Genomic DNA, 23,025 nt, shown 5'->3' on the forward strand with positions numbered 1-23,025 from the left:
CCCGCCGGGCCCGCCTCAGCCGCGCTGGGGCACCGGCTGCCCGGTGGGCCGCACCGGCTCCGCGGGCGGCCCGGGCGGCCCGGGCGGCCCCGCGGGCCGCGGCGCCTGGAGGAGGCGGGTCACCGCGCGCGTGACGGCGTACCCGGCCGCCACCACGGCCACGCCGCCGACCGCGTCGAGCAGGTAGTGGTTGGCGGTGCCCATCACCACGGCCGCCGTCAGCACCGGATAGGCGAAGCCCGCCAGCCGCAGCCAGGCGTAGGGGGCGACCCGCCACAGGGTCAGCGCGCACCACAGCGCCCAGCCGACGTGCAGCGAGGGCATCGCGGCGTACGGGTTGGTGATGCCGGTGAGCGCGCCGAACCGCGGGTCGTTGAGATCCTGCGGGCCGTTGGCCGTGTCGATGAAGCCGAGCCCCGGCATCAGGCGGGGCGGGGCCAGCGGGTACAGCCAGAAGCCGACCAGGCCGAAGAGGGTGGTGCAGCCCAGCCAGGCGCGGGCCTGGCGGTAGTCCGCGGGGTGGCGCACCAGCAGCCAGCCGAGGAGGGACAGCGGCACCACGAAGTGGAACGTCGCGTAGTAGAAGTCCATCGCGTCCGCGAGGGCGGCGCTCTTGGCGACGGTGTGGTTGAGCCAGTGCTCGATGTCCACGTGCAGGAACTCCTGCACGTCGAGCACCTGGTGCCCGTGCCGCTCCGCGGTGTGCCGGTCGCCCTTGGCGTAGGAGCGAATCCACGAGTAGGCGGCGTACCCGGCCCTGATGAGGACGAGCTCCAGCAGCAGGTTGGGGCGCCCGGCCGGCCCGGCGGCCTCGGGGGCGGCCCACCGCGGGTCGCTGCGCGGCAGGAAGGGGACGGCGCAGGCGGCGAGGAGGGCGGCGATCAGCGGCAGGTTCTCGCCGAACACCGCCAGCCAGTCCAGCTTCGGCAGCAGCTCGGCGCCCTCGACGACCGCCACCAGCGCCACGAACACCGGCCACACCGGCCGGTCCGCGGTCCGCCGCCCCCAGCGGCCCTGCGCGGCGAGCAGCAGCCAGAGCTGCTCGTGCGGCCAGGCGGCGGGCGCCAGGGCGAGCGTGGCGCAGCCGGCCACGGCGGCGGCCGGCAGCGGCTGCCCGTCGCGGCAGTAGCGCGCGGCCCGGCGCAGCGCCACCGCGCACACGGCCAGAGCGAGCGCCAGGCACAGGACGCGTTCCCCCGGCCCGTGGAGGCCCTGGCGCAGCAGCGCCGAGTGCAGCGACTGGCTGCCCGCCTCCCCGGGCGCGGCGGCGAGGCCGGCCCCGGCGGCGTTGCGCAGCCAGTAGGTCACGGAGTCCCCGGGCAGCGCCAGCCAGCCCACGGCCGTGGCGCAGCCGAACGCAACCCCCGCCGCCAGGGCGCCGCGCCTGCGCCCGGCCGCCCACAGCGGCACGGCGAGCAGCAGCAGCACCGGCTGGGCCGCCGCGGCCAGGCCGAGCAGCGCGCCGCCCGCGAGTCGCCGGCCCTCCGCGTGCGCTCCCCACCCGCCCCGCGCGAAATTTTCAAACGCCCCCGGCAGGGCGCCGGAACGCCCCGTAACCGGGCGGGGGTTGGGCCCGGCCGTCGCCAGCAGCCAGCCGCCGAGGGCGAGCAGCGCGGGCAGCACGAGCGCCAGCTGCCCGCGGCCGAGCAGCTCCCGCACCGGCAGCGAGAGCGTCAGCAGGCAGACGGCGAACGGCCCGTGCCAGGGCCGCCGGCCGGGCGCGGCGCGCGTGGCGAGCACCGCGGCGGCGGCCAGGAGCAGCAGCAGGAAGCAGGTCCACACGGCGTGGGAGTCCACCGCGGAGCCGCCGCCGAGGTGCCGCACCAGCAGCCCGTCGAGGGGGGTGCCCGCGAACCGGTCGTCGCCTTCCCCCGCGTAGAGGGACCCGCCCCCGGTGCCGGCCCAGCCGGGCAGCGGCCCGTCCAGCTCCTCCGCGGGGCGCCGCAGCGCGGCCACCGCCGCCCGGACGACCAGGAAGGCGGCGATCACCCACAGCGCCGCCGCCCCGAGCACGGCGGGTTCCGGCCGCCCGCCCGCCGTGAGTCTCCTCGTCCTGCCCGCCACGCCATGCCCTCCGGCCCGTCCGCCCAACCGGTGCCCACCGCGTTAACGGCCGACGGACGCCAACCTACCGGCCCGCAAACCGCCCAGCTCACGCGCCCCGGCCCGCCGCGGCGGTCCCGGGCGGGCCGGGCAGCGGCGAGGGCGGTCCCGGCCGGGCGCATCGGCCGCCGGCGACGGCCGCCTCGGCGCCGGTGAAGGAGCCGCGGGCCGGGTTGACGTCCGTCTCGCCGCCCCGCCCCGCCGCGACGCGATGCGAGCCGCCGCGGCCCCCGCTCCGCGTTCCGCGACCCGCGTTCCGCGCTCCGCGCTACGCCCCCGGCGGGGGCCCCGAACTCCCGCGTACCACCAGCCGCGTGGGCACCAGCGTCGTGCCCCGCTCCACGGCGTCGGTCCGCAGCTGCCGCAGCACGCCGGCCACGCAGCGCCTGCCCACCTCGGCGAAGTCCTGGTGGACGGTGGTCAGCGGCGGGATGAACGAGCCCGCCTCGGGGATGTCGTCGAAGCCGACCACGCTCACCTCCGCGGGCACCGCGCGCCCCCGCTCGTGCAGGGCCCGCAGCAGCCCGAGGGCCATCTGGTCGTTGGCGGCGAACACGGCGGTGCAGCCCGGCTCCCCGGCCAGCCGCAGGCCGGCCAGGTAGCCGGACTCGGCCGACCAGTCCCCGCGCACCGGGGGCGGCACCTCGCGCCCCGCCTCCTCCAGCGTGGCCCGCCAGGCGTCGGCGCGGCGCTGCGCCGCGAAGGAGTCCGCGGGGCCCGCCAGGTGCCACACCGTGCGGTGGCCCAGGCCCAGCAGGTGCCGCACCGCCTCCCGGCTGCCGCCCGCCTGGTCGGTGTCGACGACGCTGTAGCGGTCGCCCGCGTTCGAATCGGCCACGACCACGCCGATGTTGGGCGGCAGCGAGACGGTGGCGGCGTCCAGCAGGTGCACCTCCATGATCACGATGATCGCGTCGACGGCGAGTTCGCCGAGCCTGGTGAACGCGCCGCGCACCTCGTCCTGGGTGGGGACGGCCACGGGCAGCAGCGTGATGGCGTAGCCCTCCTCGGCGGCCGAGGTGGCGATGGCCTCCAGGGTGCGGACGTTGCCCGTGGTGGAGAGGGTGAACAGGATGATGCCGATGGTGCGGAACTCGCCGCTCTTCAGGGCGCGCGCCGCGCTGTTGGGCCGGTAGCCCAGCTCCTTCATCGCGTCGAGCACCTGCCGCCTGGTCGCGTCCACCACGCCCGGGTGCCCGTTGGAGACCCGGGAGACGGTCTGCGAGGAGACTCCGGCACGCCGGGCGACGTCCGCCATGGACACCCGCCGCTTCCGCTGTGGCACCGCCTGCCTCCGCCCCTGCCGCGCGGCACGTTCACCCGGAACGTCCGCCCGGAAAGCCCTGGGACGCCACTCTTGACGCCCACCTTTCGGAAGTGTAAACATCTCGCGCAATTGGATGTTTACGTAAACATATCAGGTCCCCGCGCGCTCGGCCCCTCGATGTTTACGCAACCATCCGCCGGGGCGGCCCGCCCGCCACGACCAGCGAGGGAGACTATGGCTACGGTGTCAGCGCCGCTGCGGGCGGCGCGCAGGCGGCGGTCGTGGACCGGGTGGGGCTTCATCGGCCCCTTCATGGCCGTCTTCGCCCTCGTCTTCCTTGCCCCGATCGGCTACTCCGTCTATCTCAGCCTCTTCCGCGACCAGTTGATCGGCGGCAACCACTACGTCGGCCTCGCCAACTACCGGCAGGCCCTGCAGGACGCGCAGTTCTGGGAGTCGCTGACCCGGGTGTCGCTGTTCCTCCTGATCCAGGTCCCGATCATGCTGTTCCTGGCCCTCCTGGTCGCCCTCGCGCTGGACAGCGGGCGGCTGTACGGGCGGGACTTCTTCCGCATCGCCATCTTCCTGCCCTACGCGGTGCCCGCGGTGGTCGCCACCCTCATGTGGGGCTTCATGTACGGCACCCGCTTCGGCCTGGTCGGCAACATCAACGACGCCTTCGGCATCTCCCTGCCCGACCCGCTCTCTCCCGACCTGGTGCTCGCCGCCATCGGCAACATCGTGACCTGGGAGTTCGTCGGCTACAACATGCTGATCTTCTACTCCGCGCTGCGCGTGATCCCGCACTCAATGTACGAGGCGGCGGAGATCGACGGCGCGGGCCAGCTGCGGGTCATCACGGCGATCAAGCTGCCGGCCATCCGCGGCGCGCTGGTGATCGCCACGATCTTCTCCATTATCGGCACCTTCCAGCTGTTCAACGAGCCGGCGATCCTCCAGAACCTGGCGCCCAACGCCATCACCACGGACTACACGCCCAACATCCTGACCTACTCGCTGTCCTTCTCCGGGCAGCAGCACAACTACGCGGCGACCGTCGCGATCATCATGGGCCTGCTCACCATGGTCGTCGCCTACGTGGTCCAGCTCCGCGGCATGCGAAAGGACGCGTGAGAACCGATGAGCGCCCCCGCCACTCCCCTCGCGCCCCCGCGCCGCCGCCCCGCCAGGCTGCGCACCCCGCGCCGTCCGGCCGCCGGCCCCCGCCGCAGGCGGCGCAGCCTGCCGCTCACCCTGCTGACCGGTCTCGTCCTGCTGTACGCGCTGGTGCCGCTGGTGTGGCTGTTCGTGAACGCCACCAAGACTCAGGCGGGCCTGTTCGACTCCTTCGGCCTGTGGTTCGACGGGGACTTCGCCCTCTTCTCGAACATCGCCGACACCTTCACCTACGACGACGGCGTCTTCACCCGCTGGCTGCTCAACACCCTGCTGTACGTGGGCGTGGGCGCGGGCGGCGCCACCTTCCTGGCCATCCTGGGCGGCTACGCGCTGGCGAAGTTCGACTTCGCGGGCAAGCGCGCGGTGTTCGCCGTGGTCATCGGCGCGGTGGCGGTGCCCAGCACGGCGCTCGCGGTGCCGACCTTCCTCATGTTCAGCAAGATGGGGCTGACGAACACGCCCTGGGCGGTGATCCTCCCCTCGCTGATCTCGCCCTTCGGCCTCTACCTCATGTGGGTCTTCGCCTCCGAGGCGATCCCCGGCGAGCTGCTTGAGGCCGCCCGCATCGACGGCTCGGGCGAGATCCGCACCTTCTTCAGGATCGGGCTGCCGCTGCTCGCGCCGGGCATCGTCACGGTCCTGCTGTTCACCATGGTCGCGACCTGGAACAACTACTTCCTGCCGCTGATCATGATCAAGGACCCGGACTGGTACCCGCTCACCCTCGGCCTCAACGCCTGGAACGCGCAGGCCGCGACGGCGGGCGGCGAGGCCATCTTCCACCTCGTCATCACCGGCTCCCTGCTCACCATCCTGCCGCTGATCGCCGCGTTCCTGCTGCTCCAGCGGTACTGGCAGTCGGGCCTTGCCGCCGGAAGCGTCAAGGAGTGACCCGGCCGCCGCGCCCGCCGCGCGCACATCCGCTGCGCCCCCCCACGCGCCACCACCCCGACCGGGCCGGGGCCCACCGCGGCACCCCGCCCACGACACCGAAGTGAGATGACCCCTATGAGCACACGAGTGCGTCCCCTCGCGCGCGGCCTCGGCCTCGCCTGCGCGCTCGCCCTCGCCGTCACGGCGTGCGGCGGCTCCGACGACGGCGGTTCCGGCGGCGGCTCGCCCGACGACGTCCAGGCGGCACTGGAGCAGGGCGGCAAGATCACCGTCTGGGCCTGGGAGCCCACCCTGGAGTCCGTCGTGGCGGACTTCGAGGAGAAGTACCCGAACGTGCAGGTCGACCTCGTGAACGCCGGCACGGCCAACGACCAGTACACGGCCCTCCAGAACGCGATATCCGCCGGCTCGGGCGTGCCGGACGTGGCGCAGATCGAGTACTACGCGCTGGGCCAGTTCGCGATCGCCGACTCGATCGCCGACCTGTCCTCCATGGGCGCCTCCGACCTTGAGGGCACCTTCTCGCCCGGGCCGTGGAACTCGGTGCACGCGGGCGGCGAGGGCATCTACGGCCTGCCGATGGACTCCGGACCGATGGCCCTCTTCTACAACAAGACCGTCTTCGACGAGTACGGCGTCGAGGTGCCCACCACCTGGGACGAGTACGTCACGGCCGCGAGGGAGCTGCACGAGGCCGACCCGGACGTGTACATCGGCGCGGACATCGGCGACGCCGGGTTCACCACCAGCATGATCTGGCAGGCGGGCGGCCACCCCTACACCGTGGACGGCACCAGCGTCGGCATCGACTTCACCGACGAGGGCTCCACGAGGTTCGCCGAGACCTGGCAGCAGCTGGTCTCCGAGGGCCTGCTCAGCGACGTGGCCGGCTGGACCGACGCGTGGTACCAGGGGCTCGCGGACGGCACGATCGCCACCCTGCCCACCGGCGCCTGGATGCCGGCCAACTTCGAGTCGGGCGTGCCGGGGGCCGCGGGCGACTGGCGGGTGGCGCCGCTGCCGCAGTGGGAGGAGGGCGGCCACGCGAGCGCCGAGAACGGCGGCAGCTCGCTCGCCATCCCCGAGGCCAGCGGCAACAAGGAACTCGCCTACGCCTTCATCGAGTACGCCGACGCGGGCGAGGGGGTGCAGACCAGGCTCGCGGAGGGCGCCTTCCCGGCCACGACCGCCGACCTGTCGTCCGAGGAGTTCCTGAACACCGAGTTCGACTACTTCGGCGGCCAGCAGGCCAACCAGATCTTCGCCGAGTCGGCGCAGAACGTGGTGGAGGGCTGGTCGTACCTGCCCTACCAGGTCTACGCGAACTCGATCTTCAACGACACCGTCGGCCAGGCGTACGTCTCGGACACCACGCTCGCCGAGGGGCTGGCCGACTGGCAGCAGAAGTCCCGCGACTACGGCCAGGAGCAGGGCTTCACCCTGACCGACTGAGGAGGGCCGCCCGGCCCGCAGGACGCGCCGCGGCGGGGGCGCGGCAGCCGCCCCCGCGAGACGGCCGCCCGCCGGCGGACCCGGCCGGCGCGGCCCCAAGGTTCCGCAGGTTCCGCGGCGCCGCGGCCACCCCGCCGCGGCGCCGCCGCCACCCCGCCAACCCAAGGAGCACGATGACCCGCGCCCGCTCGCCCCGCTGGCTGCGGTGGCCGTCCGACGGCACGGCCGAGACCGCCGCCCCACGTTTCGCCTTCGGCGCCGACTACAACCCGGAGCAGTGGCCGCGCGAGGTGTGGCCCGAGGACGTCCGGCTGATGCGGCAGGCCGGCGTCAACCTCGTCTCGCTCGCGATCTTCTCCTGGGCACGCCTGCAACCCGGTCCCGAGGAATGGGACTTCGGCTGGCTCGACGAGATCATGGACCTGCTGCACGAGAACGGGGTGGCCGTCGACCTGGCGACCGCCACGGCCTCGCCGCCGCCCTGGCTGACCGCGGCGCACCCCGAGATCCTGCCGGTGACCAGGACCGGGGAGACGGTGTGGCCGGGCGCCAGGCAGCACTGGCGGCCCACCTCCCCGCTGTTCAGGGCGCACGCCCTGCGCCTGGTGGAGGCGATGGCCACCCGCTACGCCGGCCACCCGGCGCTCGCGGCCTGGCACGTCAGCAACGAGCTCGGCTGCCACAACGTCTACGACTACTCCGAGGACGCGGCCGAGGCGTTCCGGGCCTGGCTGCGGGCGCGTTACGGCACGGTGGCGGCGCTCAACGCGGCCTGGGGCACGGCCTTCTGGTCCCAGCACTACACGGACTGGGCGCAGGTGCTGCCGCCGCGGCTGGCCGCCTCGCACCCCAACCCGACCCAGCAGCTCGACTTCGCCCGCTTCTCCTCCGACGCGCTCGCCGCGCACCTGCGGGCCGAGCGGGAGGTGCTGCGCCGGCTGACCCCGGGGGTGCCGGTCACCACGAACTTCATGGTGATGGGCGGCACCAAGGGGATGCACTACCCGAGCTGGGCGGCCGAGGTGGACTTCGTCTCCAACGACCACTACCTGCACCCGGGCCCGCAGGGCCTGGACGAGCTGTCCTTCTCGGCGAACCTGACGGGGAACATCGCCGGCGGCGAGCCCTGGTTCCTGATGGAGCACTCGACGAGCGCGGTCAACTGGCAGCCGGTCAACCGCGCCAAGCGGCCGGGGGAGCTGGCCCGCGACTCGCTGCTGCACGTGGCGCACGGCGCGGACGCGGTCTGCTTCTTCCAGTGGCGGCAGTCGGCGGCCGGGGCCGAGAAGTACCACTCGGCGATGGTGCCGCACGCCGGGGCCGACAGCGCCGTGTTCCGTTCGGTGGCCGCGCTCGGGCGGCTGCTGCGCGAGGAGCTGGCCCCGGTCGCCGGCTCGCGCCGGGCGCCCGCCGAGGCGGCCATCCTGTTCGACTGGGAGTCCTGGTGGGCGAGCGAGCTCGACTCGCACCCCTCCGCCCGGCTGCGCTACCGGCAGGAGGCGCTGGACTGGTACTCGGCCTTCCTCGCCCTGGGCGTGCGCGCCGACGTGGTGCCCACCGGCACGCCGCTCGACGGCTACCGGCTGGTGGTGGCCCCCATCCTGCACGTGCTGCCGAGCGCCCTGGCCAAGGAGCTGACCCGCTGGGCCGAGGGGGGCGGGCACCTGGTGACGACGTACTTCTCCGGGATCGTGGACGAGCACGACCACGTGTGGCTTGGCGGCTATCCCGGTCCGCTGCGGGAGCTGCTCGGCCTGCGGATCGAGGAGTTCGGGCCGCTGCTGGACGGCGAGACGGTGACCCTGGAGGGCACGGGACCCGGCGAAGGGGCGCCCGCCGGGACGCTCGGCTGCGCCCTCACCGGCACGCTCACCGGCTCGCTGTGGACGGACGAGATCACCGTCACCGACCCGGCGACCGAGGTGCTGGCCCGGTACGCGAGCGGCCCGCAGGCCGGGCGGGCGGCGATCACCCGCCGTCCCGTCCCGGGCGGCGGCTCGGCCGCGTACGTGTCCACGCGGCTGGGGCCCGAGGGCCTGCCCGGCGTCCTCGCCCCGCTGCTCGGCGCGGCCGGCCTGGGCAGCGAACTGCCCCCGCAGCTGCGCGGCCTGGTGGAGCCGGCCGTGCGCACCGCCGGGGACGCCCGCTACCTGTTCCTCACCAACCGCACCGACCGGCCGATCGAACTCCCGCCGCTGGAAGGGGAGTTCCTCACCGGCTCGCCGGAGGTGCTGCCGCCCCACGGCGTCGCGGTGCTGCGCCGCCCGCCCGCCGCCCCGGGCCGGGCGCGGCCGTGAGGCCGCGGTAGGGCAGGAGGGCGCGGTAGGGCAGGAGGGCGCGGACGGCGGTGCGCACCGGCCCGGGCCGGATCCGCACCCGCCGCAGCGCCGCCGCCCGCCCGGGCCGGGCGGCGCGGCCGGGCCCCGCCCCGGGCAGCGCGGCCGGACCCCGCGCCGCCCCGTTCAGCGGGCGGTGCGCGCGCCCGCGGCGAACCAGGCGCCCGCCGCGGCGCAGACCCCGGCGGCGAGGAGGAACGCGGCGGCCGCGCCGCCCGCGCCGCCCTCGCCCGCGCAGGCCCCCATGGCGGCGACGCCGAGGGTGGCGCCCGCCTGCCTGACCGCGTTGAGCAGGCCGCCGGCCGCGCCAGCGGTGCCCTCGGGGGCCGCGGCGATCACCGCGCCGACCAGGGCGGGCAGCGCGAAGGACACGCCGAGCCCGGCGCCCAGCAGGCCCACGGCGAGCGGGCCGTACCCCCTCCCCGCCCCTGCCGCCCAGGCCAGCGCCCCGGTGCCCGCGGTCAGCAGGGCGAGCCCGAGCAGGATCGGCGGCCTGGGTCCGCGCCTGGCCGCGATCCGGCCGGTCAGCGGCGGGTTCAGCGCGAAGGGCAGGGTCAGCGGCAGGAAGGCGAAGCCGGTGGCCCAGGGGCCGAGGCCGTGCTCGTGCCGCAGCAGCAGCGGCAGCACGAACAGCGCCCCGGTCAGCGTGAAGTTGACCGCGGCCCCCGCGGCGAGCGCCGCCCGCGCCGCCGCGGCGCGCAGCAGCGCGGCGGGCAGCACCCCCGCCCCCGGGCGCCGTTCGGCCAGGGCGAAGGCGCCGCAGGCGAGCGCCGTGGCCGCCGCGGAGAGCGCCAGGTGCCCGAAGGCGCCGGAGCCGGCCGCGATCAGCGCGTCGGTGGCGAGGGCGAGCACGGCACACGCCGCGAGCTGGCCCGCCCAGTCGATCCGCCGCTCGCCGCGCGGGCAGCGCACCGCGGGATGCGCCGCAAGGAGGAGGACCAGCGCGGCGAGCGGCACGTTGACCAGGAAGATCGCCCGCCACCCGGCGAGCCCGACCAGGGCGCCGCCGGCGATCGGGCCGGCGGCCACCGCCGAGCCGCTGACCGCGGCCCAGGTGGCCAGGGCGCGGGTGCGCGCCGCGGGCGCCGGGTAGAGGCGGGAGATCATCGCCATCGAGGCGGGCACGCAGGCCGCGGCCGCCGCGCCGAGCAACGCGCGCAGCCCGACGAGGACTTCCAGCGTCGGGGCGAGGGCGCACAGCAGCGAGCCGAGGCCGAAGGCGGCGGTGCCGGCCCGGAAGACCCGGTGCGCCCCCAGCCGATCGGCCACCGCGCCCGCCGAGAGCAGCAGCGCGCCGAAGACCACGGTGTAGCCGGTGGTGGCCCACTGCAGGCCGGCGACCGAGCTGTGCAGGGAGCGGGCGAGGTCCGGCTCGGCCACCGAGAGCACGGTCATGTCGAGCAGCACCATGAAGTAGCCGAGCGAGATCCCGAAGAGCGCCGTCCCGCGCCTGGGCGCGGGCGCCTCGCTCCCGGCCGCGCCGCGCGGCGCGGCGGAGGTGTCCTGGGTCGTCATGGCGCCCACCCTCGCCGGGCGGCGGCCCGCCTTCCACCGGCGGCCCCGCACGCGGCGTTCGGGAATTCCGAAGGCACCGCGCGGGTTGCAGCGCGGCATGGAGCTACGTCAGCTGCGCACCTTCGAGGCCGTCGTCAGGCACGGCACGGTGACGGACGCGGCCAACGCCGTGGGCCTGGCGCCCTCGACCGTCTCGGAGCAGATCAGGGGCCTGGAGGCGGCGCTCGGGGTGGCGCTGTTCGCGCGCACCCGCCGCGGGATGCGGCTGACCGGCGCGGGGGAGCGGCTGCTGACCTGGTCCCGCCGCCTCCTCGACCTGGCGGCGCAGGCGCGCAGCGAGGTGACCGGCGAGCGGCAGGTGCTGTGGCTGGGGGCGCTGGAGACGGTGGCGGCGACCTGCGTGCCCCGGGTGCTCGGCCGGCTCGCGGAACGCCGCCCCGACGTCGTGGTCCGGGTCCGGGCGGCGCGCGGCCGGGACGAGCTGTTCGCGGCCGTGGGCGCGGGCGAGCTGGTGGCGGCGCTCGTCCTGGACACCGGGGAGGCCGTGGGCGACCTGGGCTTTCCGGTGCCGCCCGAGCCGCTGACCTTCCTCGACGTGGACCCGGTGCCGCTGGCGCTCGTGGCGGCCCCCGGGCACCGGCTGGCGGGCAGCCCCGCCCTGGCGGCCGGGGACTTCTCCGGGGAGCGGCTGCTGGTCAACGTGCCGAACTGCTCCTTCCGGATGGCCGCGGAGCGCGCCCTGGGCCCGGGCCCCGAGCGGGTGGAGGCCGGCGGGGTCGCGGTGATGCGGGGCTGGGCGGAGCGGGGCCTGGGGGTGGCGCTGCTGCCGGAGTTCGCGGTGGCGGACGCGCTGCGGGCGGGCTCCCTGGCCAGGCTCGACTTCGCCGTCCCCGACCTCGCCCTGCGCCTGGTCTGGCGCGCCGACCGCGAGCAGCTGCCCGGCGTGCGGGAGGTGCTCTACGCCGCGGGCGCCTGAGCGGCCGGCGCCCCGGCGGGTCGGCCGCGGACCCGGCGGCCCGGCCGCGCCGCCGGGGCGGGCGGAGTTCAGCGGGGTTCAGGGCGTTCCGGCCGGCGGGGGCGCGCCGAGCCCCGGCGCCGCGGGGAGCGGCCGGGGGGCGGAGCCGTCCCGGGGGACGCCGAGCCCGTCCCTGACGACCGCGAGCAGGCGGGCGGTGTACGCGGGGCCGCACTTCTCCGACACCCAGCCCAGCGCGCTCGCCGCGGTGATGACGTCCTCGGCGTCCACGTCCCCGCGCACCGTGCCCTCCCGCTGGGCCCTGGCGAGCAGGTCCGCGACGGCCTCGATCACGTCGGTGAAGGCCGCCTGCACGGCGGGCCGGCCGCCGTGCAGCGCCTCCATCACCGAGCCGGGCACCCCGCACCACACGCTTGACCTGGAGGCGAAGGTCTCCATCCAGGCGAACAGCGCCTCGCCGGGGGACTGTTCGCCGAGCCCGCGGTGTGCCTCCTCGCGCAGCGCCCCGAGGCCGGTGCTCAGCGCGGCGCCGAGCAGGTCCTCGCGGGTGGGGAAGTGGCGGTAGAGGGTGCCGATGCCGACGCCGGCGCGGCGGGCGATGTCCCGCAGCGAGGCGTCCGTGCCCGACTCGGCGAAGACCTCCCTCGCCACCCGTACCAGGTTCTCCCGGTTGCGTCGCGCGTCGGCGCGCGGCTGAGTCCCGGACACGTCGTCTCCTCCCGCTTGCCATTCCGGAGCGGTGCTCCGTATATTTCCGGAGCACCGCTCCGATCGGGGTGGTCTCCTCATCGTACGGAACGGACCGGAATGGACCCGACAAAGACCCGGACGCCCTTCTCGCCCCGGCTGCGCCGAGTGATCGTCGTCACGACGCTCGGCTCCTTCCTCGCCCTGCTCGACGGGACCATCGTCAACGTCGCCCTCGACTCGCTCTCCGCGGAGCTCGACGCCCCGCTCGGCACCGTCCAGTGGCTGGTGACCGGCTACCTGCTGGCGATGGCGGCCGTGCTCCCGATCTCCCACTGGCTCGCCACCCGCTACGGGCCGGCCAGGGTCTACACCACCGCGATGGCCGCCTTCGCCCTCTCCTCGCTCGCCTGCGGACTGGCAGGCTCCGCCGGGCAGTTGATCGCCTTCCGCGTCGTGCAGGGGGCGGCGGCAGCCGTCGCGGGCCCGGTCGGGCAGGTGATCGTCGTGCGCGCCGCCGGCGTCCGCCTGATGGCCCGGGTGATGAGCGTGACCGCCATCCCCACGATCATGGCGCCCGTCCTCGGCCCCACCGTGGGCGGCCTGCTGCTCCAGCACGCGGGCTGGCGCTGGATCTTCCTGGTCAACGTGCCCGTCGGCGCCCTGGCCGTGCTCCTGGCCCGGCTGCTGCTGCCGAGGGACGAGCCGCAGCGGCCGGGACGCCTCGACGTCACGGGCCTGGCCACCCTCGCCCTCGGCTGCGTCGCCCTCACCTACGGCCTGGCCGGGATCGGCGGGGACGGCGGCCCGGGCACCGGCCCGGCGCTCGGCTGGACGGCCGCGGGCGCGGTCCTCCTCGGCTGCTTCGTCCGCCACGCCCTGCGGGCCCCCGCCCCGCTCGTCGACCTGCGGCTGTTCGCCCGCGGCGGCTACGTCGCCGCCTCCCTGATCAACTTCCTCGTCGGCGCCCTCGTCTTCGGGGCGGTCATCCTGATGCCGCTGTACTTCCAGGTGGTCCGCGGCCAGGACGCGGTGGCCACCGGCCTGCTGCTCGTCCCGCAGGGCCTCGGCATCGCGGTGGCGTTCCGCTACGCCGCCCTCATGACCGACCGGGCCGGGGGCGGGCGCACGGCCCTCGCCGGCGTCCTGATCGGCCTCGTGGGCACCCTCCCCTTCGTGTTCATCGGGGCCCACACGCCCTACGGCTGGCTGTGCGCGGCGATGGTGGTGCGCGGCATCGGGATCGGCGCCACGATGGTGCCGGCCATCGCCGTCGCCTACCGCGCCATACCGCCCGACCGGGTCGGGGACGCCACCGTCCAGCTCAACGTCCTGCAGCGGATCGGCGGTTCGGTCTCCACGGCGCTGTTCGCGGTCGTCCTCCAGCGCGGGCTCGACGGCGCCGCCACCCCCTCCGCCATGGCCGGCGGCTTCGGCTCCGCCTTCTGCTGGGTGGCCGCGATCTCCGTGCTCGCCGCGCCGCCCGCCCTCTACCTGGCCCGTGCAGAACGCCGCGGCCCGGCCGGGCCGCCGGCCGAGCCGGCCCGGGCACCGGCGGCGCCGCCACCCGCCGAGCCGGCCCCGCCCACGGGAGCGCCGCCCACGGGAACCCCGCCCGCCGGCCCGCGGTAGGCGGGTGGCGCGCGGCGGGGCCGTTGGGCCGTTCGGGTCGCCCGGCGGCCCCCGTTCCGGTGACGGCGCATGTCGTGGCGCGCGGCGCGGGGCACCTGCCCCTAAACAGACGGCCATGAAGACAACCAGCAAGCTCATCCGTGCCGCGGGCCTCGGCGTCCTCGCGGCCTCCGTCTGCGCGGCCCCCGCCTGGGCCGGCGACAAGCACGAAGGCAAGCCGGGCGGCTGCGTCAACCTCGGCGACGCCAACGCGGGCGCCCTCGCGGCCGGTTCCCCCGGCCTCATCTCGGGCAACGTCATCCAGATTCCGGTCAGCGTGCCGATCAACCTGTGCGGGAACAGCCTCAACCTGGTCGGCATCGGCAACTTCACCGCCGGCAACTGATCGCTGTCCTCCGCTCGGCGACGGCAGCCGGGCCGCGCCCACCCCACGGGTGCGGCGGAGAAGCACCGAAGTCACCGCACTACTCCCACCCCGACTTCCCACCCCGACCGTGCTCACCAGGGGCGGAGCCCACCCGGGCTCCGCCCCTCGCCATGCCGGCCCCCCGAACTCGGCGCCTCCCGGCCCCTCCTGGCCTACGCCTCGGCCGGCGCCCGCCCGGTGGCCAGGAGCCCGATGGCCCCGGTGGTGTCCTCCAGGCCGTGCCCCTCGGCCAGGCGCCGCCGCAGCAGGTCCAGGTAGGGCGTCAGCAACTCCGGGCTCACCCCCCGCTCCTCCGCGGTGCGCAGCAGCGTGGCGCTGCCCGCCACCTGCATGGCCAGCGGCGAGACGACCCCCGTGGTGAAGTCGCCGCTCTCCAGGCGCCGGGCCGTCCCGTGCACCGAGGCGGTCATGGCGCCGAGCCAGGCGGCCAGCCGCGGCGCGAGGTCGGTCGGCGCGATCTCCTCCCCGGCCAGCGCGAAGGCGTGCGCCACCCCGGCGAACATCCCGTACATGGCGCTCAGCAGCGCCACGTCGTACAGCGCCGCGGCCCCCGGGTCCCCGCCCACGTAGGCGGTGTCCGCCGGCACGGCGAGCGTGGCCCGGTGCTCCTCGAACAGGCCGGCCGAGCCGCTGTAGAACACGTAACCCCCGCCGTCCGGGCGGCCGATCATCGGCGGGACCGCCATGATCCCGCCGTCCAGGAAACGGGCCCCGCGCGAGCGCGCCCACCGCGCCCGCGCCCTGGCCTGGCCCGGGGTGCCGGTGACCAGGCTGACCAGGTCCCGGCCGCCGAGGTCGGCCCCTTCGAGCGTCTCCTCCAGGGCGGCGTCGTCCAGCACACAGCCCACGACCAGGCCGCCCGCGGCCACCGCCTCGGCCGGCGTGGCGGCGAGGCGGGCGCCCGCGGCGGCCAGCGACGCGGCCCGCTCCCGGCTGCGGTTCCACACGGTCAGCGGGTGCCCGGCGGCCAGCCAGGCCCGGCCGAGTGCCGAGCCCATGGCGCCCAGGCCGAGGAGGGTCACGGGGGCGGGCGGGGCGGGGGTCTCCCCCGGAGTGGTGGCGGCGGCCGTGGCCGCGCGCCCGGTGGCGTCATCGTTCACGGGGTTAGGCTGCTTCGGCGGCCCGGGGCCCACAAGTACGCACTTTGACGTGGGTGGTTACCCCGGGGTGAGCGAGCAGGCGGGAGGCGGGGAGATGACGGCCGTGCGGCGGCCTGGGGCGTACCACTGCGGGATCGACGCGGCGATGGACGTCATCGGCGGCAAGTGGAAGGTGCTCGTGCTGTGGGCGCTGAACGAGCGCGCCTGGCGCTTCGGCGAGCTCCGCAGGCAGCTGCCCGGCGTCACCGAGAAGGTGCTCGCCGCGCAGCTGCGGGAGCTGGAGGAGGACGGCATCGTCCACCGCGAGGCGTACGACGAGGTGCCGCCCCGGGTCGAGTACTCCCTCACCCCGCGCGGGCGGGCCCTCAACGAGGCGCTGGCCCCGCTCGGCGCCTGGGGCCGCCGCCACGTCCTCGGCCGCGCCGAGGCCGCGGGCTGACGAACCCGCCGCCGGAGGGCAGAGACGACGCCGCCCGAGGTCATGATCTTGACGGTGTGGACGAGACGTTCATGCGGGAGTACGCCGAGATGTTCCACCGGCGTCCGGAGCCCCTAGGAGAGGGACTCCTCGGCCTTCGTCTCGCGGTGCGGCGTCGGGCCCACGCCCTTCGCCGAGACCCTCGGCGCGGCCCTCGACGGGTACCGCTCCTTCCTGGCGGGGTGAGGCGAGGGTGCCGCGGGAGGGTCGTGAAGGGGGGCGGCGCCTTGTTTTTATACCCCCGGGGGGTATTGTGGGGCGCATGAACACCCCATCCAAGATCGGTACCTTCGGCGCCGGACTCGCCCTGGTCTTCGGCGCGGCCTTCGCCACCGGCGCGGCCCTCGACCCCGTGGACGCGGACCCGGCCGAGGCGGGCCACGGGGGACACCAGGACCCGCGCGGCGGCGGCCGGGCCGGAGGGCAGGAGGCCCAGCCGGCCGGCCTGCGCAGCTCGGAACGCGGCTACACGCTCGTCCCGCGCCACGACGGGCTGCGGGCGGGCGAGCCCGCCGGCCTCGCCTTCCGCATCCTGGACCCGGACGGCCGGCCGCTGACCGCCTACCGGGAGACGCACGAGCAGGACCTCCACCTGATCCTGGTGCGCCGGGACCTGACGGGCTACCGGCACCTCCACCCGGAGCGGGGAGCCGACGGCACCTGGCGCGTCCCGGTGACCTTCGCGGAGGGCGGCTCGTACCGGATGTTCGCCGACTTCGCCCCCGCAGGCGACCCGGAGGGCCCCCTCACCCTGGGAGCCGAGGTGCAGGTCGCCGGGGAGTACCGGCCGCAGCCGCTGCCCGAGCCCGCGGCCACGGCGCAGGTCGACGGGTACACGGTGACGCTCGACGGCGCACTCACCCCCGGGACCCCGAGCGAACTGACCTTCTCCGTCGCCAGGAACGGCCACCGGGTCACCGACCTCGACCCGTACCTCGGCGCCTACGGCCACCTCGTCGCCCTGCGCGCCGACGACCTCGCCTACCTGCACGTCCACCCCGAGGGCGCGCCCGGCGACGGCGTCACCGAGCCGGGCCCCGGCATCTCCTTCCACGCCCAGGCCCCGAGCCCGGGCGCCTACCGCCTCTACCTCGACTTCGCCCACGAAGGAGCCGTCCACACGGCCGAGTTCACCGTGCCGGCCACGGCAGGCGAGGAGCCGGAGGACGGCGCGCACCAGGACCCGGCCGAGGACCAGTCCGCCTCTCCCACCCCCGGGCACTCCGGCCACGGCCACGGCTGACGGGTGCCCCCGCCGCCGCCCGGCGCCCCTCGGCCCCCGCCTCGCGCGAGGGCGGCCACGCCCCCGGCTGGGGTACGGTACTGACGGGCAGCCACCACTCCGCCCCCGCCCACCGGCGCGCCCGGCGGGAGGGATGGCCCCCACCCGCCCCTTCCCCCGGGCGGGAGACGTCCTTTGCCTCACGGAGCCGAACGCGCCACGCGGGCGCGCCCGCTCCACCGACCGCCACGACCCCACCGCACGCGGGGGCCGGCCGTCCCCACGGACGCCCGCCGACCGATCCCGCGCGCCCCTCGCCACCCCCTGGCGGGCGCGCAACCCCGCGGCGGGCCGGGGCCATTGGGCGCGCGACCTGGCCCAGGGGGAGCGGGCCGGGCCGCGCGCCCCGGGCGCGGGGCGGCTTCCACGATGCGGGAATCGCCGCCCTGCCGCCGCCGTGGATCGCCCGATCCCGCACCTCTCCCCGGCTCCTGATCGATTGTCAGTGGTGGATGAGAGAGTGAGGACATCGCGCGGAAAAGAGCGGGAAAGAGGGAGAGCCGTCATGTCGGGTAACCAGAACTACATCAATCACGTGGCCCTGGTGCTGGATGCCAGTTCGTCGATGTCGCATCTCAGCCGCAAGGTCGTGGAAGTCGCCGACCAGCAGATCGAATATCTCGCCCGCCGTTCCAGGGAGCTGGATCAGGAAACGCGCGTCACGGTCTACGTCTTCGCGGACAAGGTGGAGTGCGTCATCTACGACAAGGACGTGCTGCGCATGCCGTCGCTGCGGCAGCTGTACCGCGTCGGCGGAATGACGGCCCTGCTGGCGGCCGCGCTGACATCGCAGCGAGAGCTGGCGCAGACCGCCCAGCTCTACGGCGACCACAGCTTCCTGACGTTCATCCTCACCGACGGCCAGGAGAACGCGAGCCACCGCTGCCCGGATGCCCCCACCAGGAAGCCGGGCGAGCTGGTCGCGGCCGTCTCCGAGATGATCGAGCGGCAGGAGGACAACTGGACGCTGGCCGTCCTCGTCCCGGACCAGATGGGCAAGCGCGAGGCCATGCAGTGCGGCTTCCCGAAAAACAACATCGCCATCTGGGACGCCACGAGCACGCAGGGCCTCGAAGAGGCCGGCCAGGTCATCCGGCAGGCCACCGAGAAATTCATGGTGGGCCGCACCAAGGGCATTCGCGGCTCGCGGGCGGTGTTCTCCACCGGCGCGGACGCGGTCAACAAGGACACCATCAAGGCGGCCGGCCTCACCTCGCTGAATCCCGCGCAGTACGAGCTGCTCCCGGTCGCCCGCGACGCGGCGATCCGGGAATGGATAATCGAATGCGGCCACGCCTACCGCACCGGCGGCGCGTTCTACGAGCTGAGCAAGTCGGAAAAGATCCAGGCGCGGAAACAGATCGCGGTGCTGGAAAAGAAGACGGACCGCGTCTACACGGGCCCCGAGGCGCGGGCCCTGCTCGGCCTGCCGGACGTGGAGGTGCGCGTCAAGCCGGACCACAACGACGAGTTCACCATCTTCGTGCAGAGCACCAGCGTGAACCGGAAGCTCATGCCGAACACCCGCCTGCTGCTGATGCTCTGAGCCCCGGCCCCACGGGTCCGGCGCCCCCCGCCCCGGGACCCCTCCGCCGGACCGGCGCCTCCCACCGTCGCCGGTGCCGACCCGACGATCGCCGCGCGGAAGCCGCGCCCGGCGATCGTCTCGGGTTCCTCGCTTCCCCACGCACACCGCTCCAGCCGGAGCCGGCCCTCATGCGCCGACGTCGGTGGGCCGGCCGGCCTGCCACAGCGTTTCGACGTGCCAGGCGAAGCGGTCGAACAGGCCGTCGTCCTGGAGGCGGCGCAGATGCAGCATCGGGGAGTCGTGTCCGGCGAGGTTCGAGAGATGCGGGGTCACGAGCATCTGGTCGTCGAAGCGGAACACGGACAGGCCGAGGTGGCTCTCCTGGTCGCTGTAGCGGGACTCGATGCCCTCCACGTCCCGCAGCCGGGCGAGGTGTTCGAGGGTGATCCTGATGCGCGTGGAGACGGTCAGGGCGGTCCGTTCCACGCTCTCGCGGGCCGGGTCACCTCCGCGTCGGGCACGCCCAGCAGGAACCGCACGGAGGCACCGGACCGCGCCTTGCGCCGCAGCACCGCGGCGAGGTTCGCGTGGTCGAGCCAGAGGAAGTAGTTGGTGTACCCGGCGAAGGTCAACTCGGTCCCGGCGTCCGTGATCAGTTGCCGCCACACCGAGGAGGGGCAAGCGGAGCGATAGGGGTAGACCGAGACGACCTCCCGGTCGGGTCCCGTCTTCAGCACCGCCTTGGCGGCGTTGGGCCACAACACGCTCTCCTCAACTCCTAGTCGCTCGGCGACGGAAGCACGGGTACCCGGGTGGAGCAGCGGCCGGCCGGCTAGCGCAGGTAGGTTCGCTGCCACTCGGCCGAGGACATGTCCTGTGCGGCATTCGCCAGGGCGATCGCCGACGGGGTCTTGAGCTTGGCGCGCGTACTGTCCACCCACTCCCGGGCGTTGCGATAGCCCTGCTCCAGGTACTCAAGGCCCTGGAGCATGCACTCCAGCTTGTCCGCGTCGTGGGCCACCAGCACTTCCAGCGAGTCGCCGTTCTCGTACTCGGCCACGATGGCCTGGATTCCGGCGGCCACCGCCGGATGGGCATCGGCGACCTGGTCCGCCGTGACGTCCTCGTTGCTCGCCGCGGTGAGGTAACGGCGCCCGACCCACGGGATATCGCCCACGCGGGTCTCCTGCGTGTCGTGGAAGGTGCACAGGAGCGCCACTTTCGCCGGATCGGCGCCTTCCAGCATCGCCAGTACCGACCCGATGATCGCCGTGCGGAAGCTGTGCTCGGCGATCGTCTCGGGGTCCTTGACCCCCACGATCCACCATCCACTGCGCCTGCTGCGCTTGAGCGCGCCCATCTCCATGAGGTAGGTGACCGAACCCCGGGCGTGCTGTTCGTCCATCATGCGGCGCCCTCTCCATGGATATGGCTCAGGCCATGCGTAGACCGTAATGCAACTGTTCCAGCTCACGCCGGGCTCGTGACGATGTACCGCCATCGTCGAGCAGGACCCCCACCCGATTGGCCAGATCGGCCGAGAGACGTGGGTCGGCTGCCGTCAGCCGCGGGTGAGCCGCGAGCATGGCCCATACCGTGTGCACGTTCAATTCAATGCAGGCTAGGCCAGGGCTGAGGCGAGTGGCCAGCGCGCGCAACAGCCCACCGGCGTCCCAACATTGGGACGACGCAGCGGCCATGAAGCTGTCGTCAGCCCGCGGGCAACGGTCCAAGCCCAGCCAGTAGGCCCAGTAGTTGAGGTTGGCGACCTCTGCGGAATCATCGCTCGTGCCGTGGTCGATGAATGCCCGAAGGACATCGCGCTCCCCGTACCTCGCCAGCGAGGTGGCGAGCGATCGTGCCTCCGACCACTCCGACGTCGAGGAGAAGCTGAGCTTCATGGGTCTCCTCATGTGAGCGAGCCAGGCGTGGGTGTCGGCGGCCCGGTCATAGCTACATAGGTACACGGCCTGTCGCCGCAGTAGAGCTCCACTTTCGCCGAGCCGATCCGCTTCCTCGGCGCAGCGTCTCAGATGACTGAAGAACGCCTGCCGTTCAGCTGTTGGCAGGAGAGGGGATTTGGGTGCAGGGCCACGACGGGACGACGTTCTCGGCGGCGCCGGCGGCAGCGCTGCGGGCGGGATGTCGGTGAGGGCCCACACGATCATGTGGGCGGCGGTCCGCGTGTAGACCCATTGGGCGAGTGGGTGCTCGACTGGCCTCCTCTGCGACGAGAGCGCCAGCGTGTGGGCAATGACGGCATCCGCTTGACTGGCAACTTCCAACAGGGGGACGAGCCTGGCGTCGGCGCCGCACCTCAGCAGTTGCCTTCGGACGGCCTGAAATTGGGTGAACGAGACAGAAGGAAGAGGCCGTCGGCCGGATTCCCACCCCTGGACAGTCGTGATGTCCACGCCTAGCAGCTCTGCAAGGCGACGTTGAGTCAATGGGATGCGCTCGCGTATGGTCTTCAGTAGGTGCCCTGTAATCGCCCCTGCCTGAGGATGGGGGCAAGAACTCTGACTGCCAGTGCGGCTTCTGCCAGGCAGTGGGCGCTGAGCTGAGGTCATGGCCTACCTTCTGGGCTCTTCGTTTGGTGCGACTTGTACTCTGCGTCAGTTTTTCCGGCCGACAGGTCACCGTAAGTTGATGATCCCGGGGTGCCGTAGTCGGATGGTGCGCAGCGTAGTGGCTCCGAGTAACGGGCTGCTCGGGGATGAGTTACCGAGGCTTTGGATAACGAAGCGCGTCAGGGGTGCCAAGCCCATCGGCCATGGCATCGCAGTAAGGGAAGGTTATGACCCATCCCGCCACCCCCTGGTTCCTCGCCAACCAGCTCGTCCTCGAACTCACCCGCTGCACGCGCGAGAGCGCGCCACTGGGGTGAGGTGCCGCTGCGCGCCGGGGCACGCCCCTGGCGCCGGGGAGCGGGGGCGGGAGCGGCGACCCTCGGGTGCCGCCTCCCGATCTCCTGCGCGTTCCTGCGCCGCCTGCGCCTTGCGGGCCTGGCCGGTCCGCACCGGCCGTCAGGGCCTGAGTCGCACCGGCCGTCCCGGCCTGAGTCGCACCGGCCGTCCCGGCCCGGGGCCTCACCGGCCGTCGCGGTCGTCCTCGTCCCTGAAGACGGCGTAGAGGGCCGTGCCGACGGCGGTGGCGACGGTGAGGGCCGTGCCTGCGGCCGGGCTCCGGTAGGCGGCGTAGGCGGCGAGTGCCGCGGCGACGGTGATCAAGACGAAGGTGCGCGCGTCCATGTGTGCTGCCCCACTCTCTGTGACCTGCAGGCCGGAAGGCCGGGACCGGGCCCGGGCCGTGCGGGCCTGGATTCCCTTCGGGAGGGGGAGGGCGGGGGAGCGGGATCGTTACGCCACTTCTCGCGACTTTCTCGCGGCTTCTCGTGGCTTCTCGTGGCTTCTCGCGGTTTCGGCCGCATGGCCGGGGAAGGAGGAGCGCCTGGGCGCCGCATGAGGGCCGAAAAGGAGAAGGCCCCCACCCTCGGTGGGGGCCTCTCATCAGGTGCGCCGCCAGGGACTCGAACCCCGGACCCGCTGATTAAGAGTCAGCTGCTCTAACCAACTGAGCTAGCGGCGCCTGCTGACGTCGTAGACATTAGCACCCCCAACCGAAGGAACAAAAATCGATAGGGAGGGCGGGCGGCAGCGGCCTAGGAACGGCGCCGTTGCAGCTCACGGCCGTACTCGATCATCTTGGCCGCGTAGTCCTCGGTCCACCCCGCGCGGTCGCCGATCTGGACCGCGGTGAGCCGGTCGAAGCGGGCCGGGTCGGCGAGCTGGGCGGCGGCCACGGCCTGGAACTCGACCGCGCGGTCGGCGGCGGCCTGGAACGCGGTCGCCAGCTCCGTGGCCCGGTCCAGGAGGTGCCTGGGGTCGGTGATCGACTCCAGGTCGAAGAAGTGCTCGCCGGCCGGCTGCTCGGCGGGCGGCTCGAAGAAGAGCGCGGCGGGCCGCCTGGGGCGCGGCGGCTCGCCTCCCGGGGACTCGGGGGCGCGGCCTGCGTCGGACATCGGGGAGCCTCCTGATCGGGCCGGAGGCCACCGTGGTGTTCTTCGTCAGGGCGATCAGGATGTTCGCCAGCGGTGCGATCACCGAGCGGAAGGCCTGCGGGAGCACGATCAGCCGCAGCACCTGCGAGAAGCTCAGGCCGAGCGCCCT

Annotated in this window: 21 protein-coding genes, 1 tRNA gene and 2 pseudogenes; 10 read left to right on the forward strand and 14 right to left on the reverse strand. The window is 74.2% G+C overall.

Annotation, left to right across the window (positions count from 1 at the left end; genetic code table 11):
* Positions 1-15: 15 nt before the first annotated feature.
* Together D7294_RS03310 and D7294_RS03315 are read right to left on the reverse strand one after the other, a co-directional pair.
* Positions 16-2,064: a phosphatase PAP2 family protein gene (locus tag D7294_RS03310; RefSeq protein ID WP_147450762.1), complete on the reverse strand. Its 2,049-nt coding sequence runs from the start codon at positions 2,062-2,064 to the stop codon at positions 16-18.
* Positions 2,065-2,371: 307 nt separating this feature from the next.
* The gene (locus D7294_RS03315) at positions 2,372-3,361 is read right to left on the reverse strand and encodes a LacI family DNA-binding transcriptional regulator (RefSeq protein ID WP_120675142.1); all 990 of its coding nucleotides are present in this window, start codon (positions 3,359-3,361) and stop codon (positions 2,372-2,374) included.
* Positions 3,362-3,604: 243 nt separating this feature from the next.
* Here D7294_RS03315 and D7294_RS03320 point away from each other — a divergent pair, with 243 nt between their 5' ends.
* The 4 genes from D7294_RS03320 to D7294_RS03335 all read left to right on the forward strand — a co-directional run bounded on the left by D7294_RS03320 (position 3,605) and on the right by D7294_RS03335 (position 9,192).
* Positions 3,605-4,504, forward strand: a complete 900-nt coding sequence (locus D7294_RS03320) for a carbohydrate ABC transporter permease (protein WP_241562052.1) — start codon at positions 3,605-3,607, stop codon at positions 4,502-4,504.
* A gap of 6 nt (positions 4,505-4,510) precedes the next feature.
* Positions 4,511-5,440, forward strand: coding sequence for a carbohydrate ABC transporter permease (locus D7294_RS03325; protein WP_120675146.1), 930 nt, complete (start codon positions 4,511-4,513; stop codon positions 5,438-5,440).
* Between the two features lie 117 nt (positions 5,441-5,557).
* Positions 5,558-6,895, forward strand: a complete 1,338-nt coding sequence (locus D7294_RS03330; RefSeq protein ID WP_120675148.1) for an ABC transporter substrate-binding protein — start codon at positions 5,558-5,560, stop codon at positions 6,893-6,895.
* 173 nt (positions 6,896-7,068) lie between these two features.
* Entirely contained in the window at positions 7,069-9,192 is a 2,124-nt protein-coding gene (locus D7294_RS03335) for a beta-galactosidase (protein WP_120675149.1), read from the forward strand.
* 165 nt (positions 9,193-9,357) lie between these two features.
* On the opposite strand, the gene D7294_RS03340 is transcribed toward D7294_RS03335, so the two are convergent.
* Positions 9,358-10,746 carry an MFS transporter gene (locus tag D7294_RS03340; RefSeq protein ID WP_120675349.1) on the reverse strand — a complete coding sequence of 463 codons (1,389 nt, stop codon included), beginning with the start codon at positions 10,744-10,746 and terminating at the stop codon, positions 9,358-9,360.
* A gap of 97 nt (positions 10,747-10,843) precedes the next feature.
* Between D7294_RS03340 and D7294_RS03345 the strand changes: the two genes are divergently transcribed.
* Positions 10,844-11,722, forward strand: a complete 879-nt coding sequence (locus tag D7294_RS03345) for a LysR family transcriptional regulator (protein WP_120675351.1) — start codon at positions 10,844-10,846, stop codon at positions 11,720-11,722.
* A 78-nt stretch (positions 11,723-11,800) separates the two neighbouring features.
* On the opposite strand, the gene D7294_RS03350 is transcribed toward D7294_RS03345, so the two are convergent.
* Positions 11,801-12,430, reverse strand: a complete 630-nt coding sequence (locus D7294_RS03350) for a TetR/AcrR family transcriptional regulator (protein ID WP_158674554.1) — start codon at positions 12,428-12,430, stop codon at positions 11,801-11,803.
* Between the two features lie 99 nt (positions 12,431-12,529).
* Here D7294_RS03350 and D7294_RS03355 point away from each other — a divergent pair, with 99 nt between their 5' ends.
* Together D7294_RS03355 and D7294_RS03360 are read left to right on the forward strand one after the other, a co-directional pair.
* Positions 12,530-14,041: a DHA2 family efflux MFS transporter permease subunit gene (locus tag D7294_RS03355; protein ID WP_120675154.1), complete on the forward strand. Its 1,512-nt coding sequence runs from the start codon at positions 12,530-12,532 to the stop codon at positions 14,039-14,041.
* Between the two features lie 115 nt (positions 14,042-14,156).
* Entirely contained in the window at positions 14,157-14,426 is a 270-nt protein-coding gene (locus D7294_RS03360) for a chaplin (protein ID WP_120675156.1), read from the forward strand.
* Positions 14,427-14,620: 194 nt separating this feature from the next.
* Here D7294_RS03360 and D7294_RS03365 read toward each other — a convergent pair whose 3' ends face one another.
* On the reverse strand, positions 14,621-15,490 hold the full coding sequence (locus tag D7294_RS03365) for an imine reductase family protein (protein WP_422070648.1): 870 nt from the start codon (positions 15,488-15,490) through the stop codon (positions 14,621-14,623).
* A gap of 172 nt (positions 15,491-15,662) precedes the next feature.
* Between D7294_RS03365 and D7294_RS03370 the strand changes: the two genes are divergently transcribed.
* The 3 genes from D7294_RS03370 (at position 15,663) to D7294_RS03380 (ending at position 18,874) form a co-directional block, all read left to right on the forward strand.
* The gene (locus D7294_RS03370; protein WP_120675158.1) at positions 15,663-16,007 is read left to right on the forward strand and encodes a winged helix-turn-helix transcriptional regulator; all 345 of its coding nucleotides are present in this window, start codon (positions 15,663-15,665) and stop codon (positions 16,005-16,007) included.
* Positions 16,008-16,308: 301 nt separating this feature from the next.
* Positions 16,309-17,289, forward strand: coding sequence for a hypothetical protein (locus tag D7294_RS03375; RefSeq protein ID WP_194117721.1), 981 nt, complete (start codon positions 16,309-16,311; stop codon positions 17,287-17,289).
* Between the two features lie 544 nt (positions 17,290-17,833).
* Positions 17,834-18,874 carry a vWA domain-containing protein gene (locus tag D7294_RS03380; RefSeq protein ID WP_120675160.1) on the forward strand — a complete coding sequence of 347 codons (1,041 nt, stop codon included), beginning with the start codon at positions 17,834-17,836 and terminating at the stop codon, positions 18,872-18,874.
* A 168-nt stretch (positions 18,875-19,042) separates the two neighbouring features.
* Here D7294_RS03380 and D7294_RS33835 read toward each other — a convergent pair whose 3' ends face one another.
* The 9 genes and pseudogenes from D7294_RS33835 to D7294_RS32805 all read right to left on the reverse strand — a co-directional run.
* Positions 19,043-19,342 (reverse strand): hypothetical protein, encoded by a 300-nt coding sequence (locus D7294_RS33835; RefSeq protein ID WP_338325607.1) that lies wholly within the window; start codon positions 19,340-19,342, stop codon positions 19,043-19,045.
* Entirely contained in the window at positions 19,324-19,620 is a 297-nt protein-coding gene (locus D7294_RS33840; protein WP_338325608.1) for a hypothetical protein, read from the reverse strand. The genes D7294_RS33835 and D7294_RS33840 overlap by 19 nt, the downstream gene beginning before the upstream one ends.
* Positions 19,621-19,688: 68 nt before the next feature.
* Positions 19,689-20,261 (reverse strand): HD domain-containing protein, encoded by a 573-nt coding sequence (locus D7294_RS03390; protein ID WP_422070649.1) that lies wholly within the window; start codon positions 20,259-20,261, stop codon positions 19,689-19,691.
* Between the two features lie 28 nt (positions 20,262-20,289).
* Positions 20,290-20,757, reverse strand: a complete 468-nt coding sequence (locus D7294_RS32800; RefSeq protein ID WP_241562053.1) for a transcriptional regulator — start codon at positions 20,755-20,757, stop codon at positions 20,290-20,292.
* Between the two features lie 408 nt (positions 20,758-21,165).
* Positions 21,166-21,426, reverse strand: a pseudogene (locus tag D7294_RS33910) (helix-turn-helix domain-containing protein); the annotation flags it as partial.
* A gap of 519 nt (positions 21,427-21,945) precedes the next feature.
* Positions 21,946-22,107 (reverse strand): hypothetical protein, encoded by a 162-nt coding sequence (locus tag D7294_RS31785; RefSeq protein WP_158674556.1) that lies wholly within the window; start codon positions 22,105-22,107, stop codon positions 21,946-21,948.
* Positions 22,108-22,370: 263 nt separating this feature from the next.
* Positions 22,371-22,444, reverse strand: a tRNA-Lys gene (locus D7294_RS03400).
* A 73-nt stretch (positions 22,445-22,517) separates the two neighbouring features.
* Entirely contained in the window at positions 22,518-22,877 is a 360-nt protein-coding gene (locus D7294_RS03405; protein ID WP_120675166.1) for a hypothetical protein, read from the reverse strand.
* Between the two features lie 22 nt (positions 22,878-22,899).
* Positions 22,900-23,025: pseudogene (locus tag D7294_RS32805) on the reverse strand (amino acid ABC transporter permease); the annotation flags it as partial.

It is taken from the genome of Streptomyces hoynatensis (assembly GCF_003626535.1).
Classification (GTDB): Bacteria; Actinomycetota; Actinomycetes; order Streptomycetales; family Streptomycetaceae; genus Streptomyces; species Streptomyces hoynatensis.